The 15,184-nt window shown below is 73.8% G+C and carries 15 protein-coding genes; 7 read left to right on the forward strand and 8 right to left on the reverse strand.

Annotated features, from left to right (window positions below):
• Window positions 1–2,791: DUF11 domain-containing protein (locus E4623_RS23370; protein ID WP_134767755.1), on the forward strand; the 2,791-nt coding region annotated here is incomplete at its 5' end.
• A gap of 75 nt (window positions 2,792–2,866) precedes the next feature.
• Here E4623_RS23370 and E4623_RS16920 read toward each other — a convergent pair.
• A complete protein-coding gene (locus E4623_RS16920) occupies window positions 2,867–3,865 on the reverse strand; it encodes a phosphatase PAP2 family protein (RefSeq protein WP_134767756.1) in 999 nt (332 codons plus the stop codon).
• Window positions 3,866–4,030: 165 nt separating this feature from the next.
• On the opposite strand from E4623_RS16920, the gene E4623_RS16925 reads away from it, so the two are divergent.
• Both E4623_RS16925 and E4623_RS16930 read left to right on the forward strand, forming a co-directional pair.
• A complete protein-coding gene (locus E4623_RS16925) occupies window positions 4,031–4,858 on the forward strand; it encodes an alpha/beta hydrolase (RefSeq protein WP_134767757.1) in 828 nt (275 codons plus the stop codon).
• A 99-nt stretch (window positions 4,859–4,957) separates the two neighbouring features.
• On the forward strand, window positions 4,958–5,605 hold the full coding sequence (locus tag E4623_RS16930) for an SDR family oxidoreductase (protein WP_134767758.1): 648 nt from the start codon (window positions 4,958–4,960) through the stop codon (window positions 5,603–5,605).
• Window positions 5,606–5,703: 98 nt separating this feature from the next.
• Here E4623_RS16930 and E4623_RS16935 read toward each other — a convergent pair whose 3' ends face one another.
• Window positions 5,704–6,183, reverse strand: a complete 480-nt coding sequence (locus tag E4623_RS16935; RefSeq protein ID WP_134767759.1) for a pyridoxamine 5'-phosphate oxidase family protein — start codon at window positions 6,181–6,183, stop codon at window positions 5,704–5,706.
• 231 nt (window positions 6,184–6,414) lie between these two features.
• Here E4623_RS16935 and E4623_RS16940 point away from each other — a divergent pair, with 231 nt between their 5' ends.
• Window positions 6,415–7,872, forward strand: coding sequence for an MFS transporter (locus E4623_RS16940; RefSeq protein WP_134767760.1), 1,458 nt, complete (start codon window positions 6,415–6,417; stop codon window positions 7,870–7,872).
• On the opposite strand, the gene E4623_RS16945 is transcribed toward E4623_RS16940, so the two are convergent.
• The gene (locus E4623_RS16945) at window positions 7,869–8,054 is read right to left on the reverse strand and encodes a hypothetical protein (RefSeq protein ID WP_134767761.1); all 186 of its coding nucleotides are present in this window, start codon (window positions 8,052–8,054) and stop codon (window positions 7,869–7,871) included. The two genes, E4623_RS16940 and E4623_RS16945, sit on opposite strands and share 4 nt — an antisense overlap.
• A 155-nt stretch (window positions 8,055–8,209) precedes the next feature.
• On the opposite strand from E4623_RS16945, the gene E4623_RS16950 reads away from it, so the two are divergent.
• The gene (locus tag E4623_RS16950; protein ID WP_134767762.1) at window positions 8,210–8,500 is read left to right on the forward strand and encodes a hypothetical protein; all 291 of its coding nucleotides are present in this window, start codon (window positions 8,210–8,212) and stop codon (window positions 8,498–8,500) included.
• A gap of 109 nt (window positions 8,501–8,609) precedes the next feature.
• Here the strand turns inward: E4623_RS16950 and E4623_RS16955 are convergent, their stop codons facing one another.
• Both E4623_RS16955 and E4623_RS16960 read right to left on the reverse strand, forming a co-directional pair.
• Entirely contained in the window at window positions 8,610–8,852 is a 243-nt protein-coding gene (locus E4623_RS16955; protein ID WP_134767763.1) for a DUF3072 domain-containing protein, read from the reverse strand.
• Window positions 8,853–8,929: 77 nt separating this feature from the next.
• Window positions 8,930–9,493, reverse strand: coding sequence for a hypothetical protein (locus tag E4623_RS16960; protein ID WP_134767764.1), 564 nt, complete (start codon window positions 9,491–9,493; stop codon window positions 8,930–8,932).
• 61 nt (window positions 9,494–9,554) lie between these two features.
• On the opposite strand from E4623_RS16960, the gene E4623_RS16965 reads away from it, so the two are divergent.
• Window positions 9,555–10,778: an amidohydrolase gene (locus E4623_RS16965; protein ID WP_134767765.1), complete on the forward strand. Its 1,224-nt coding sequence runs from the start codon at window positions 9,555–9,557 to the stop codon at window positions 10,776–10,778.
• A gap of 143 nt (window positions 10,779–10,921) precedes the next feature.
• Window positions 10,922–11,086 carry a thiazolylpeptide-type bacteriocin gene (locus E4623_RS16970; RefSeq protein ID WP_134767766.1) on the forward strand — a complete coding sequence of 55 codons (165 nt, stop codon included), beginning with the start codon at window positions 10,922–10,924 and terminating at the stop codon, window positions 11,084–11,086.
• 357 nt (window positions 11,087–11,443) lie between these two features.
• Here the strand turns inward: E4623_RS16970 and E4623_RS16980 are convergent, their stop codons facing one another.
• From E4623_RS16980 to E4623_RS16990, 3 genes are read right to left on the reverse strand one after another with little or no spacing between them, the layout of a single operon-like run.
• A complete protein-coding gene (locus tag E4623_RS16980; protein WP_134767768.1) occupies window positions 11,444–13,381 on the reverse strand; it encodes a TOMM precursor leader peptide-binding protein in 1,938 nt (645 codons plus the stop codon).
• Entirely contained in the window at window positions 13,374–14,183 is an 810-nt protein-coding gene (locus E4623_RS16985) for an ABC transporter permease (protein WP_134767769.1), read from the reverse strand. Before E4623_RS16985 ends, E4623_RS16980 begins: the two co-directional genes overlap by 8 nt.
• The gene (locus tag E4623_RS16990) at window positions 14,180–15,184 is read right to left on the reverse strand and encodes an ABC transporter ATP-binding protein (RefSeq protein ID WP_134767770.1); all 1,005 of its coding nucleotides are present in this window, start codon (window positions 15,182–15,184) and stop codon (window positions 14,180–14,182) included. The genes E4623_RS16985 and E4623_RS16990 overlap by 4 nt, the downstream gene beginning before the upstream one ends.

Here is a 15,184-nt window from a genome sequence, read left to right on the forward strand (position 1 = left end):
CACCGTCACCAACGCCGGCCCCTCGGTCGCCCGCGACGTCGTCCTCACCGACGACCTCCTCGACGAGCTGGACAACGTCGCCGTCACCGGCGCCCCCGCCGGGGCCTGCACCGTCACCCCCGCCAACGTCGCCACCTGCGACCTCGGCCAGGTTCCGGCATCCGGCCCCGGCAGCACCGTCACCCTCACCATCACCGGTGACCTCCCCGCCGACTACACCGGCGCGGTCGACAACACCGCGTCCGTCACCTCACCGACCGACACCACCCCCGACAACAACCAGTCGACCTCCACCGGCACCGCGGCCCCGCAGGCCGACGTCGCCATCACCAAGACCCGCACCAGCGGCGCGATCGTCCCCGGCCAGCCCGTCACCTGGAACGTCACCGTCACCAACGCCGGCCCCTCGGTCGCCCGCGACGTCGTCCTCACCGACGACCTCCTCGACGACCTCACCGACGTCGCCGTCACCGGCGGCCCCGCCGGCGCCTGCACCGTCACCACCGCCAACGTCGTCACGTGCACCCTCGGCGACCTCCCGGCCTCCGGCGCGGCCGGCACGGTGAGAATCACCATCACCGCCCAGGTGCCCTCCGGCTACACCGGCCGCCTCGACAACACCGCGAGCCTGACCTCACCGACCGACACCACCCCCGACAACAACACCGCGACCTCCACCGGCACCGCCCAGCCCCAGGCCGACGTCACGGTCACCAAGACCCGCACCAGCGGCCCCGTCATCCCCGGCCGGCCCGTCACCTGGAACGTCACCGTCACCAACGCCGGCCCCTCGGTCGCCCGCGACGTCGTCCTCACCGACGACCTCCTCGACGACCTCACCGACGTCGAGGTCACCGGCGCCCCCGCCGACGCCTGCACCGTCACCCCCGCCAACGTCGCCACCTGCGACCTCGGCGACCTCCCGGCATCCGGCGCGGCCGGCACGGTGACGATCACCATCACCGCCCAGGTGCCCTCCGGCTACACCGGCCGCCTCGACAACACCGCGTCCGTCACGTCACCGACCGACACCACCCCGGCCAACAACGAGGCGACGTCACCCGGCACCGCCGAGCCCGCCGCCGCCGTCGCCATCACCAAGACCCGCACCAGCGGCGCGATCGTGCCCGGCCAGCCCGTCACCTGGAACGTCACCGTCACCAACGCCGGCCCCTCGGTCGCCCGCGACGTCGTCGTCACCGACGACCTCCTCGACGAGCTGGACGACGTCGCCGTCACCGGCGCCCCCGCCGGCGCCTGCACCGTCACCCCCGCCAACGTCGTCACCTGCGACCTCGGCGACCTCGCAGCGGGTCCTGACGGAACCGTCTCGTTGACGATCACCGCAGCCGTGCCGGCCACCTACTCCGGAGCCCTCGACAACACCGCCACGGTGGTCTCGCCCACGGACGTCACCCCGGGTGACGACACCTCGACGGCCACCGGCAGCACCGAGGGCTACGTCGACCTGTCGATCACCAAGAAGCTGGTCGCCACGGCCGTCCCGGGTGCCCTCGTCTCCTGGACGCTCGAGGCCACCAACGACGGTCCCTCGACGGCCCGCGACGTCGTCGTCACCGACGAGCTGCCTGCGTCGGTCACCGGTGCGACCGTCACCGGCCCGGCCGGCTCGACCTGCACCGTCACCGACGGTGTCGTCACCTGCCGACTGGCCGACCTTGCGGTTGACGAGACCGCGACCGTCGTGGTCGGCGGCCGGCTCACCCCGGGCTTCCGGGGTGAGCTCGTCAACACGGCGCAGGTCGGGTCGAGCGCCACCGAGACCGACCCGGACGACAACACCGCGACCGCGACCGACCCGGTCAGCCCGGTCGCCGACCTCGCCGTCGCCAAGGAGGTCACCCCCGAGGCGCCGCTGGCCGGTGGACCGGTCACCTTCACGATCACGGTCACCAACAACGGCCCCTCGACCGCCACCCGCGCCGTCGTGACCGACCCGCTCGACGCCGTCGTGCGCAACCCGCGGGCCAGCGCCACGAGCGGCACGACCTGCCGGGTCGCGACCGGCACGGTCACCTGCGAAGTCGCCGACCTCGCCCCTGGTGCGACCGCCGTCGTCACCGTCGAGGGCACCGTCGCTCCTGACGCCACGGGACCCATGACCAACACCGCCACCATCACCCCGGGCGAGGAGACCGACCCGGAGCCGGGCGACAACGAAGCCACCGTCACGACCGGGCCGGTCCAGGGTGCCGACGTCCAGGTCGCCAAGGAGGCGCTCGCCGCCGAGGTCACCGCCGGCGACCGGCTCGACTACCGGATCACCGTGACGAACGCCGGCCCGTCGATCGCCGCCGACGTGGTCGTCACCGACGACCTGCCCGAGGGCATGACCGTGGTCTCGGCGACCGCCGTGCCGCGGGGCACGTGCTCGATCACTGCTGGCCGGGCCGTCGTCACCTGTGACCTCGGCGACCTCGCGGCCGACCAGGTCGTCCGGGTCACCCTGACCGCCGAGGTAGCGGGCAACGCCGTGGACGACGGGCCGGCGACCGTGGTCAACGAGGCCACGGCCGTCTCGACGACGGCCGACCCGGTCGCCGGCAACAACGCCGACGGCACGCCCGTCCGCGTCCTCCCGGCCGACGACAGCGGCCCGGACGACGGCGACCCCGACGACGGCGGCCCCTCCGATTCGGGGGACCCCGAGGGCCCGGACCTGCCGGACACCGGTTCGGATGCGCGGATCGCCCCGCTCACGCTGATGGCCATCAGCAGCCTCGTCCTCGGTGCCTGGCTGCTACGGCGCTCGCGCCGCCGGACCGGCTGAGCGGCACGCGGACGCGGTCCTCCCCGACGACCGGCCCCGAGACCCCTCGCGGGACGAGGGGCCGGTCGTCCCGGACTACCCCGCCGGGACGTCCGCCGGCTCGGGCGGCACGGCCGCACGGCGGGCCTGGCGGCGTTCCCAGGCCGAGGCCAGGACCATCACCAGCACCGCGAGCGCGCCGCCGGCGATCAGGTCGATCACGTAGTGCTCGGCGAAGTAGACCAGCGCGACGCACATCAGCGCGGGGTAGACCAGCAGCAGCCAGCGCCACGGGCTGCGCAGCCGCCAGATCCCGTAGCAGGCGACCAGGATCGCGGTGCCGGCGTGCAGCGACGGCATGGCGGCGACCGGGTTGCCCACGCCGTTCAGGACGACGTTCGCGCGATGGACGCCGAGCTCGCCCCACCCTCGGGAGGTGAGCCGGGTGACCTCGCCCATGTAGCCCTCCTGCGACGCCATCCACGGCGGCGCCATCGGGTAGGCCATGTAGATGAGGAGGCCGCCGAAGTTGAGGCCGATGTAGCGGCGCATCCAGACCAGCCACTCGGTCCGGTTCCGCGCCCACAGGAGCACCGCGAGGATCAGCCCGACGAGGAAGTGCGTCGCGTAGACGGTCGTGAAGAGGACCTCGAACCACTGGGTGGGCGCGTCCAGGCGACACGGCTCCCCGCACCAGGCGGCCTGGAGCGTCTCGGTCGGGGTGGTGCCGCCGAACATCCAGCGGTCGACGTCGATCGGCATCGTCCAGTGCACGGTGATGTCGAACTCGTCGATCCACCCCCGGCTGAAGAAGTAGACCGTGAGCAGCAGCGCCGGGATCGACCAGTCGCGCAGGAAGCCGAGGTGGCGGCGCCACGGGGCCTCGACGTTCCACGCGATCGTGCCCAGCCAGAGGGTGATGAGCACCGTGAGCGCGTCGTTCGGGATCCCCACGGTCGCGGACCACACCACGACCAGCAGGCTCCACGCCGCCATCGCCGCGACCCGGACCGGCTTGCGGGTCTCGCGCCCGGTGACCCGGTCCTCGGCCGGCGCGTCGACGGAGGCCTTGTCGTCGGTGGGTTCCGTCTGCACAGGCTGCCTCTCCCCGACCTCCGGGCGAGGTGCGGCGGCGCCCAGTCTCCCCCACGGCCGGTGGCGGCTCGGGGTCACCCGCCGGGGTGACCGGGAGCGGCCGCCGGACCGGTACCAAGACGGGAGGGGCCGATCGGCTCCGGCACCCGACCTCGAAGGACCCACATGACCTCCGACACGACCTCCTCCACCGGCGACCACGGGCTCTACGTCAAGGACGGCGGCGGCGAGGGCCGGCCCGTCGTGCTCATCCACGGATGGCCGCTCTCGAGCGAGTCCTGGAGCGAGCAGGTGCCCGCGCTGACCGACGCCGGCTACCGGGTCGTCGTCTACGACCGGCGCGGCTTCGGGAGGTCCGACCCCGGCGACTCCTACGACTACGACGCCCTGGCCGGCGACCTCGACAACGTGCTCACCGAGCTCGACCTCACCGACGTCACGCTGGTCGGCTTCTCGATGGGCGGCGGGGAGGTCGCGCGCTACGTCAGGACGTACGGCACCGACCGGCTCCACAGCGTGGTGTTCGCCGCGGCCGTGCCGCCGTACCTGCTGAAGTCCGACGACAACCCCGACGGCCCGCTCCCCGAGGAGGCCGCCGCCGGCATGCGCTCGCAGCTCGAGGAGGACCGTGACGGCTTCCTGGACGGCTTCGTCACCGACTTCTACTCGGTCGACGGCGAGCTCGCGGTCAGCGAGGAGCAGCGCCAGGAGGCCCTGACCCTGGCGCGTCGGTCCGACCAGGAGGCGGCCCTGGGGTGCATGGACGCCTTCGGTGGCACCGACTTCCGCGACGACCTCCCGGCCGTCACCGTCCCGACCCTGGTCATCCACGGGGACAGCGACGCCACGGTGCCGTTCGAGGGCTCCGGGCAGCGCACCCACGAGGCGATCGCCGACAGCGAGCTCGTCGTCCTCACCGCCGCACCGCACGGCTGCAACGTCAGCCACGCCGACGAGTTCAACGCGGCGCTGCTGGCCTTCCTCCGGCGGTGACCGCCCGCGCGGGGGGCACCGGGTCGGAACAGGACCGCCCGACTCGTCGTTGGGCCGGGTGACAGCAACAGCACGACCCCCTCGAACGAAGGAGCCGACGTGGCCCAGGTACTCGTCATCGGAGCGCACGGAAAGATCGCCCTGCTCGCGGAGCGGCTGCTGGTCGAGGAGGGCCACGCCGTCACCGGCGTCGTCCGCAACCCCGACCACGCCGACGACGTGCGGGCCACCGGCGCCTCCGTCACCGTGAGCGACGTCGAGAACCTCGACACCGCCGGCATCACCGATCTCGTCTCGGGCTTCGACGCCGTCGTGTGGTCGGCCGGCGCCGGGGGCGGCAGCCCGGAGCGGACCTACGCCGTCGACCGGGACGCCGCGATCCGGACCGTCGACGCGGCGGCCGGGGCCGGCGTCCAGCACCTGGTGATGGTGTCGTACTTCGGCGCGGGCCCCGACCACGGCGTCTCGCCCGACAACGGGTTCTTCACCTACGCCGAGGCCAAGTCGGCGGCCGACGCCCACCTCGAGGCGGCCCCGGTCCCGTGGACGATCCTGCGGCCCAGCACCCTCACCGACGGACCCGAGGGTGGCATCACCACCGACGACACCGAGGGGCGCGAGGTCCCGCGCGCCACCGTCGCCCGGGTGATCGCGTCGGTGGTCACCGAGCGGGCGGCCAGCACCGGCCGGATCATCACGTTCAACGAGGGCGACCAGGACGTCGCCCGGGTGGTCGCCGGCGCCTGATCGGCCGGGTCGGTCCGTCCGTCACCGCGGAGGTCGGCCCAGAGGTCGGCCCAGAGGTCGGCCCAGAGGTCGGCCCAGAGGTCGGCTCAGAAGTCGGCTCAGAGGTCGACGGTGGCGTTGTCGCCGAGGTCGGTGGTCGACCCGGTCAGCTTGGACTTCGCGAAGCTGATCGCGGTCAGCACCCGGCCGCCGGGGGCGTCCCAGTACTCGCCGCCGTCGGCCCGGACCCGCACCAGCGCCACCTCGGGGCTGTCCGGGCCCTCGGGGAGCCACGCCTCGGCGCCGGTCGACCACAGCTCCTCGACCTTGGCGCGGTCGTCGACCACGAAGGCCTCGCCGCGCAGGGAGACCCACGTGCTGCTGCCGGTCAGGGTGACCCCGACCCGGGGGTCGGCGGCGATCTCGGCCACCAGGTGCGCGTCGCGGCGGGTGAGGAACCACAGGTCGACGTCGTCCTCGACCTGCTGGTGGCTCATCGGCCGGGCCACGAGCTGGCCGTGCGCGTCGTGCGTGGTGAGCATCGCGATCGGGATGTCCTTCACCATGTCGGCCAGTCGGGTCGTCTCGTCGGTGCTCATCGTCTCGCTCCTCGCGCGTCGTCGGACCTGTCCGGTCGACGCTAGCGACGCCCGCCGCAGCCACGGCTCACCCCGACGCGCCCGCCCGGCCGGGTGGGACGGCGGCGTCCGCCACCGCGGGTGTGACCGGTGCCTCGGAACAAGACCGCGGCCACCGTTGCTGCAACGGGTTGCGCGCTCGCCACGTCGACGAGACGTCGCTACCGGCACGACCACCGACAGGACTCCTCCATGGCAGGCACGCACCAGCGCACCGACTACCGGGTGACCTTCGTGGTCCTCTGCGCCGGCGTGGCGGCGTTCTCGCTGCTGCAGTCGATGGTCAACCCGGTGCTCCCGACCATCGAGGCGGCGCTCGACACCGACCAGGCGACGGTCACGTGGGTGCTCACCGCCTACCTGCTCTCGGCGTCGGTCTGCACGCCGATCATCGGCCGGATCGGCGATAAGGTCGGCAAGGAGCGGATGCTCGTCTTCGCCCTGTCCGCCCTCGCCGTCGGCTCGCTGCTGGCCGCGCTGGCCCCCTCGATCGGCGTGCTCATCGTGGCGCGGGCGATCCAGGGCATCGGCGGCGGCGTCCTGCCGCTGACCTTCGGGATCATCCGCGACGAGTTCCCGCGCGACAAGGTCGCCGGGGCCGTCGGGACGTCGGCGGCGCTGCTGGCCGTCGGCGGCGGCTTCGGCCTGGTGCTGGCCGGCCCGATCGTCGACGCGCTCAGCTACCACTGGCTGTTCTGGCTGCCGATGATCATGACCGTGCTCGCCGCGCTGGCCGCCCACCTGTACGTGCCGGAGTCCCCCGAGCGCACGCCCGGCCGGATCAACGTCACGAGCGCGCTGCTCATGTCGACGTGGCTGGTCACCCTGCTGCTCGCCGTGAGCCAGGGGCACAGCTGGGGCTGGGCCTCACCGGTGACCATCGGGCTCTTCGTCGCGACCGCCGTCGCGCTGCCCGTGTGGGTGTGGGCCGAGGCGCGCAGCGACAGCCCGCTCATCGACATGCGGATGATGCGGATCCCCACGGTCTGGACCGTCAACCTCGTCGCCCTGCTGTTCGGCATGGGGATGTACTCGATGTTCGCCTTCCTCCCCCAGTTCCTGCAGACCCCCGAGCTCACCGGCTACGGCTTCGGTGCCACGGTGACCCAGTCGGGCCTGCTGCTCCTGCCGCAGACCGTCGCGACCTTCCTGGCCGGCATCTTCTCGGGCCGGCTCGCGGCGCGCTTCGGCTCGAAGGCGGTGCTGGTGGCCGGGGCGACGCTCACCTCGATCGGCACGCTCGGCCTCGTCGTCGCCCACGACCACCTGTGGCTGGTCGTCGCCGAGACGACCCTCCTCGGCCTCGCGTTCGGGCTCGCGTTCGCAGCGCTGTCGAACCTGATCGTCGACGCCGTGCCCCAGTCGCAGACCGGGGTCGCCAGCGGGATGAACGCCAACATCCGCACGGTGGGCGGCGCGCTCGGCAGCGCCGTGCTGGCCAGCGTCGTGACCGCCAACGCGCGGCCCGACGGCCTGCCGGTCGAGGCCGGCTACACCAACGGCTTCACGGTCCTGGTCGTGACCTCGGCGCTCGCCGCGCTGGTCGCGGTCTTCGTGCCGGTCGTCAAGGCCCGCACGCACGTCGTCACCGGACCGCAGGCCGCCGCCGAGCCCGAGGCGGCGACGGTCGCGAGCGCCGTCCGGTCCTAGCGGGAGCGGCGGCGCGCGACGACGACGGCGACCAGCACCGCCGCGCCGGCGACGCCCGCCAGGAGGGTGCTGCCGGCGGCGCCCTCACGGGCGGTGTCACGACCGGGGCGGAGGAAGCCGCCGACGCTGGCCAGGAACGGCGGGCGCCGGTCGGACCCGGCGAGGTCTGAGGTGTCGCCCATGGTGATGCAGCTCCTGGTCGGTCCGCACCGGCGGCGCCGGCGTCGGGTCCCACGGTGCCGCGCGTCGGCCCCGGACGCACCCACCCGCACAGGTGGCAGCCGCCGGGGTCGCCGCCGCGGTCGCCACGGTCGAACACACGTTCTATTCTTCTCCCATGCTGCACCCCCGCGCCGAGCACGTGTGGGTGACGGGCGTCGAGGTGTGGGGCGACCGCCGCTCGCCGGGGCTGCTGCTCGGCTGGCGCCGGGCCCGCGACGGCACGTGGGAGGGGTGGGTCGTCACCGCCTCGGTCGGGACCCCGGCCCGACAGGACGGACCGTACGTCCGACAGACGTGGGTGCCGGCCGCCGCCATCGTGCGGGCCGCGCCACCCCTCCGGCCGCCCGGCACGGTCCGTGACGGCCATCCGAGACACCCGGGAGGACCGGGCGGTGCCGGGAAATAGAAGAAGCCCGCCGGAGTCTCGGGTCTCCAGCGGGCTTCTGAGGTGAAGAATACGACATGCCGAGCGGCGTGTGCAGCAGAATCGCCGAACTTTCTCGAAGTTCGCTTGATCAGGAGTCGGCGCCGCGACCCGTCGCCGCCTGCAGGCGGTCGATGTGCTCGGACGCCTCGGCCTTGGTGAGGTCGGCCGAGATCGTCTCGCCGGCCTCGCGCGCCAGGGTGTCGAGGTAGCTGCGCTGGGCCCCGGTCATCGGCTCGTCGCCGGTGGCCCAGTCCTGGGGGTCCTTCTCCGTGGTGCCGGGCTGCTCGCCGCCGAGGACGTCGTCGGTCGAATGGGTGTTCGATTCGGTCATGCCGCCACGCTACGTCGGGGCGGGCACCGCGGCGCCCACCCGATCAGGTGGTGATCGCACCACGAGGGCCCCGTGGATCACGACGAGGCGAGGCCGAGCACCAGGTTGGCCGCGGCGGTGAGCAGCAGCACGGGCGCGTTCACCAGGCCCGTGACGGCGCTCGCCGCCAGCCGTCCGGCACCGTCGGGGGACCCGACCGCGGGAGCGCGGCGCCAGGCCAGGACCGCCGACACCACCATCGCGGCGGCCGGGACGAGCAGCGTCTGGTTGTCGAAGAGGAACACCAGCGGCACGAAGTGGACGCCGACGACCAGCGACACCCAGGCCGCGACCAGGCCGGTCCGCCTGCGGGCGGCGAGCACCGCCGAGCCCACCAGGCACAGCACCACCTCGACGCCGACGACGATCCCGAACCGGATGCCGTCGTCGGCACCGGAGAACGACGACGGCTCGTCCCAGTTCTGCCAGGCGAGCAGCCCGCCGGCGACCCCGACCAGCAGCGAGGCCGCCCCGAGCGCGCCGAGCAACGCTCGCAGCCGCGGCGGGGGTGCCTCCTGCGCCCACCCGGCCCAGGCGAAGCCGAAGGTGCCGAAGATGGCGGCCACCATGAACAGGTCCCGGGTGCGCTCGAGGTCAACCACGCTCGTCACGCTCCCAGACGCGACCGGGTGACCCGTGCACCGGGTCGGGCAGGATCACGCCATGCCGTCGCCGAAGCCGTTCGAGCTCTACCAGCTGCTGCACCGCCACCCCGAGCTGTCGGGGCACGAGGAACGCACGGCCGCGACCCTGGCCGCGCTGCTCGGGGACGCCGGCCTCGACGTCCGGACCGGCGTCGGCGGTCACGGTGTCGTGGCCGCGCTCGCGAACGGCCCGGGCCCGGTGGTGGCGCTGCGCGCGGAGCTCGACGCGCTCCCGGTGACCGAGGAGACCGGGGTGTCCTGGTCGAGCGAGCAGCCGGGCGTGATGCACGCGTGCGGCCACGACCTCCACCTCACGTGCGTCGTCGCGGCGGCGAGCGAGCTGGCCGCCGACCGGGCGTCGTGGTCCGGCACCGTGCTGGTGCTGCTCCAGCCCGCCGAGGAGACCCTGTCGGGCGCGCGGGCGATGGCGGCCGACGGCGTCTACGACCGGTGGCGGCCCGACGTCCTCCTCGCCCAGCACCTCGCGCCGTTCCCGGCCGGGTACGTCGCGCACGGCGCCGGACCGCTCCTGGCCGGCAGCCGCACCCTGCAGGTCACCCTGCACGGCACCGGGGGCCACGCCGCCGGCGGCACCGGCACGCTCAGCCCCGTCGTGACGGCGTCCGCGATCGTGCTCCGGCTCCAGGCCCTCGTGGCCGGCGAGACGGGGCCGGCCGAGCCGGCGGTCGTGTCCGTCGGCGGCTTCGACGCGCCCGCGCCGGCGAACGTCGTGCCCGAGGGTGTCGGCTTCGAGGTCTCGGTGCGCGCGATGACGACCGCGGCGCTCGACCGGCTCGAGGCCGCCGTCCGCCGGATCGTGCGGGCCGAGGCCGACGCCTCCGGGTACCCGACCGCACCGGACGTCGTCCGGACCGCCGCCTCGGAGGTCACCGCCAGCGACCCGGCCACCGCCCGCGCCGTCGCCGCCGCGCAGCGCGAGGCGCTCGGGGCGGGCGCCGTGATCGGCTGGGTGCCGTCGATGGCGACCGAGGACGTCGGCGTGCTCGGCGGCGCCGGCGCCGACCTGCACGGGTGCCCCGACGTGCGCCTCGTCTACTGGATGCTCGGCAGCGTCGCGACCGCCGACTGGGCCGCGGTCGAGGGCGACGCCGGAGCGCGGCTCGCCGCCCAGGTCCCCAACCACTCGCCGCGCTTCGCGCCGGACGCCGAGGTGGCGATCCGGACCGGCACGGACGCCCTCACGGCCGCCGTGCGCGGGCTCGCCACGGTGACACCGACCTGACACAGGCCGGTCATCGGCGTGTGTCCGCGCTGCCCGCGGGCTGCCCCGCACCTGCACCGGACCTGCACGCCCGACCCGGCAACGTACTCCTTGTCAGAACGACAACCCGGAACACCGGGAACATCACCTGAAGGAGAATCGACATGATCAACAACTCCCTGAACCGCGAGCTCGTCGCCCTCGAGGCCGACACCTTCGAGATCGCCGACTACGCCGACGACGCCGAGATGGTCCTCGCGGGCTGCACCAGCTCCTCCTCGACCTCTACCTGCTCGTCGACGACCTCGACCACGAGCTGCTCGGCCTGAGTCGAGTCTCCACGCACGAAGGGCCTGTCCTACGGGACAGGCCCTTCGTGGCATTTTTCCTGCGCGGACGACGACGTGGTGGTGGCGGCGGAGCGATGCAATTGCCGCGATCTGGCCAGTTCCGCGGCGACGAGCTGAGCAATCTGCGGCAATTGCGCGGGCGGGGGCGAGATGGTTGCGGTGGCGCGCAATTGCCGCGATCTGGCCAGCTCCGCGGCGACGAGCCGAGCAATCTGCGGCAATTGCACGGGTGGGGGCGGCGCGGCGGCGGCCGGCCGAGCCGACGGCGCCACCGCCCCGGCGCACGAGCACGGCCCCCGGCGAGGAGCCGGGGGCCGTGCTGGGTGGTGCGGTCGGTCAGGGGAAGGGGTGCGGGACCCGCACCAGCTCCTCGTCGGTCAGGACGTGGTCGACGAGACCGGCGCGGGCCGGGGCCGTGCGCAGCCGCGGCATGCGCAGGGCGCGCTGCCGGTTCCAGCCGAAGTCGATCGGCAGCAGCCCGGGCGCGAGCGTGGCGACGGTGTGCAGCCCGGCCGCTGCCTGCTCGGGCGAGGTCTGGTCGACCACCACCACCTCGTGACCGGCCGCGGCGATCCGGTCGACGACGTCCGCGACGTCCTCGCGCAGGTCGCTGCGCCCGGCCCGGTCGAGGTGGCCGCCGAAGGCGGCGCCGAACGTGGTGCTCGACCGGGGCGCGACGTAGCGCTGGGTGTGGACGCCCATCTCGGGCATCCCGAACATCCGGGCGTGGTCGGTGAGGTGGCGCACCAGCCCGTAGTCGGCCATCATCGCGCGCAGCTCGACCTCACCCTCCCGCGCCTGGTTCGGCAGGTGCGGCAGGTAGGTGAGGGTCTCCGACAGGGCCGCCTCGACCGCCTCGCGAGGGTCGAGGCTCGCCCCGGCCGCCAGCGACAGCGTGCCCATCGACCCGTCCGGCCGCACGGCCACGCTGGTGATCACCGGGACGTCGATGTCGATCCGGTTGTCGAGCACGTGCAGGTCGTAGCCGAGCAGCGCGGCGCGGGCGCGCATCGCGCTGATCCGCGGGTCGTCGAGGTCGTCGAGGTCGATCCGCGGCAGGTCGAGGCCGCCGTACCAGGCGAGCAGGAACGCGTCGCGCTCCAGCAGCTCGAGCAGCCCGAAGAGGGTCGCCTCCTCGCGGCTGCTGCCGGTGGCGCAGCCGTTGGAGCACTCGAAGACGAAGTTGTCGGCCGCAACGCCGGCGCTGTAGTAGACGAGCCGGGACGGCACCAGGACCGCCCGGTCGTGGGTGAGCGACCGGCCCCAGACCCACGGGATCGGGCGGGAGGGGTCGAACGGGTCGAGGAGCGACTCCTCGGCGTAGGTCGCCGGGTCGTAGTCGCCGCACGACAGCGGGTGCACCGCGTGGTCGCGCACGTCGTCGTACGACGCCACCACGACCTCGCGGCCGTGGCGCCGGTGGGTGCCGGCGTAGCGCTCGAGGCCCTCGACGAAGGCCAGGGTGCGGCTGCGGTCGTACGACGCGCCCTGGCCGCTCCACGTGACGTCGACCAGGCCGGCGTACCCGCGGACGAACCCGCCGCCGGCGACCGGGGCGGTGGTCGGCGAGAGGTGGTTGAGCCACGTCTTGGTGCCGATCACCCCCGCGACGGGGTTGGCCAGGGCCGCCGAGGGCAGGTCGAGGTCGTCGATGCCGCGGGTGCGGTAGACGTCGGGTCGCGGCTTGGGCTGCTCGGCGAGGTCGCCGGCCGCCAGCGGGTCGTCGACGCCGTCGGGGCCGCACGACGGACAGGTCGGCTCCCGCAGCACCGGCACGGTGAGCAGGCCCAGCGTCTCGAGGTCGATCCGCGTCACCTGGCGCTGCCGGAGGTCGGCGGGGCGCTGCCACCCCGATCCCCACGGCGACGGCTCCGGCCCCCGGACCCGCGCGAGCGAGACCTGGGCCTGGACGGCGGCGACGAGGAAGTCGGTGAGGACGGGCCAGCTGCCGAGCGGCTCCGGCACCTTGCCGTGCTCGAGCGCCTCGCGCTCGGACCGGGTGCGCAGGCGCTGCCACCGGATCCCGAGGCACTGGCCGCACGCGCCGTCGGCGTCGCCCCAGGGCCCGACCAGCACGGCCTCCCCGGTGACGTGCACCAGCGCCGGCGCGCGGACGGCGTCCGCGGGGTCGTCCTGGACACCGCGGGCACCGAGGGCCACCACGCCGACCGGCCCGCCGTCGGGCGCGACGAGCCGGGCCCGCAACGCTGCGACGACCTCGTCGACGGGGAGCGTGGCGACCCCGGCGGTCGGCGGCTCCAGCAGCTCAGTCATTGCTCCACCTGAAGACCTTGACGGCGACCGCGGCGAAGACGACCGCGAAGCCGGCCAGCACGCCCAGCGAGAGCAGGACGTCGGACGTCGAGCCGGTGCCGTTGAGCGCGTGGCCGACCCCGTCGTTGAGGTAGTAGAGCGGGAAGACCTGCGCCACCTTCTGCAGCCAGTCCGGCATCATGTCGAGCGGGAAGAACGAGCCCGACAGGAACGCCATCGGCAGCATGATGACGTTGCTGACGGCGGCCACCGACTCGGCGGTGTTGGTCACCGAGCCGATCACGGCGCCGAGCGCGAAGAACGTCACGACGCCCAGGGCCAGCAGCGGCAGGGCCTCCCACGAGGAGGCCGCGGGGCGGAGCCCGAAGAACGGGACCATCGCGACGCCGACGAACAGCGCGGTCTGCACCAGGGCGATGACGAGCGCGATCGCGAGCTTCGAGGAGAGCAGCGTGCCGACCCGGGTCGGCGTCATCCGGATGATGCGCAGCAGGTCGCTCTCGCGCCACTGCATGAGCGCGAAGGCGATCGAGAAGACCGCGGCGTTCGCGACGCCCCAGGTGAGCACGCCCGGTGCGATGTACTGGATGTAGCTCTTGCCGGACTCCTCGACGTCCTGGCCGCTGAAGATCGACCCGAAGAGCAGCAGGAAGATCAGCGGGAACGCGAAGGTGAAGAAGATCGTGGTGACGTCGCGCGCGGCCGCGCGGCGGTGCGCGGAGACCAGGGTCGGGAAGACCCGGGTCGGGCCCTCGCCGGACGTGCCGGTCGTGGTGTCGGGATCCAGGGTGGCGGTGCTCATCGGACGGCCTCCTCGTGCTGGCTGGGGTGCTCGCTGGTGTGCTGGCTGGTGTGCTCGGGCTGGTCTGCGGTCAGCTCGAGGTAGACGTCCTCGAGGTTGGGGGTGCGGGTCTCGACGCCGTCGAGGGCGCAGATCTCGCTGACCTGCAGCAGGACGTCGCTGGGCCGCTCGGTCTCGAGCACGAGCGCGCCGCCCTCGGTGCGGATCCCGACGACGCCGACCAGGTCGGCGCCGCGGGCGGGGTCGAGCCGGCCGACCGGCACGCGCACCTGGCCCAGGCCGTGGCTCGACGCCTTCAGCAGGTGCGGGGTGTCGAGGGCCCGGATCTCGCCGGCGACCAGGATGGCGACGCGGTCGCACAGCGCCTCGGCCTCGTCGAGGTGGTGGGTGGTGTAGATGATGGTGCGGCCCTGGGCGCGCAGGTCGCGCAGCACCGTCCACAGGTCGCGTCGCGCCTGGGGGTCGAGGGCGGCGGTCGGCTCGTCGAGGAAGATCACGTCCGGCTCGTGCACCAGGGCGCCGGCGATGGCCAGGCGCTGCTTCTGCCCGCCGGAGAGCTTCTCGACCCGGACGCCGCCCTGCCCGGTCAGGCCGACGAGCGCGAGGGTGCGGTCGGCCTGGCCCGGCGACACGCGGTACAGCGAGGCCATCGTGAGCAGGTGCTCGCGGGCGGTGAGCCGGGTGAAGAAGGCGCCCTTCTGGGTCTGGACGCCGACGCGGCGCAGCAGGCCCGAGCGGCGCCGGTGCGGCGAGGCGCCGAGCACCTCGACGTCCCCGCTGTCGGGCCGGCGCAGCCCCTCGATGATCTCGATCAGGGTGGTCTTGCCGGCGCCGTTGGGGCCGAGGATGCCGAAGAACTCGCCGGGTCGGACCGCGAGGTCGATGCCGCGCAGCACCTCCCGGTCGCCGTAGGACTTGCGCACGCCGCGGACCTGGATGGCGACGTCCTGCGTCGTGTCCGCGGGGTCGACCGCGGGTCGGTCGATGCTGGTGGTGCTCAT

Origin of the sequence: Nocardioides sp. 1609 (genome assembly GCF_004522105.1) — a bacterium.
Lineage (GTDB): Bacteria > Actinomycetota > Actinomycetes > Propionibacteriales > Nocardioidaceae > Nocardioides.

Excerpts from the sequence above, each read along its gene's own strand:
- E4623_RS16925 (WP_134767757.1), top strand. The coding sequence starts at position 4,031 with ATGACCTCCGACACGACCTCCTCCACCGGCGACCACGGGCTCTACGTC.
- E4623_RS16935 (WP_134767759.1), bottom strand. The coding sequence starts at position 6,183 with ATGAGCACCGACGAGACGACCCGACTGGCCGACATGGTGAAGGACATC.
- E4623_RS16940 (WP_134767760.1), top strand. The coding sequence starts at position 6,415 with ATGGCAGGCACGCACCAGCGCACCGACTACCGGGTGACCTTCGTGGTC.
- E4623_RS16945 (WP_134767761.1), bottom strand. The coding sequence starts at position 8,054 with ATGGGCGACACCTCAGACCTCGCCGGGTCCGACCGGCGCCCGCCGTTC.
- E4623_RS16950 (WP_134767762.1), top strand. The coding sequence starts at position 8,210 with ATGCTGCACCCCCGCGCCGAGCACGTGTGGGTGACGGGCGTCGAGGTG.
- E4623_RS16955 (WP_134767763.1), bottom strand. The coding sequence starts at position 8,852 with ATGACCGAATCGAACACCCATTCGACCGACGACGTCCTCGGCGGCGAG.
- E4623_RS16965 (WP_134767765.1), top strand. The coding sequence starts at position 9,555 with ATGCCGTCGCCGAAGCCGTTCGAGCTCTACCAGCTGCTGCACCGCCAC.
- E4623_RS16970 (WP_134767766.1), top strand. The coding sequence starts at position 10,922 with ATGATCAACAACTCCCTGAACCGCGAGCTCGTCGCCCTCGAGGCCGAC.
- E4623_RS16980 (WP_134767768.1), bottom strand. The coding sequence starts at position 13,381 with ATGACTGAGCTGCTGGAGCCGCCGACCGCCGGGGTCGCCACGCTCCCC.
- E4623_RS16985 (WP_134767769.1), bottom strand. The coding sequence starts at position 14,183 with ATGAGCACCGCCACCCTGGATCCCGACACCACGACCGGCACGTCCGGC.
- E4623_RS16990 (WP_134767770.1), bottom strand. The coding sequence starts at position 15,184 with ATGAGCACCACCAGCATCGACCGACCCGCGGTCGACCCCGCGGACACG.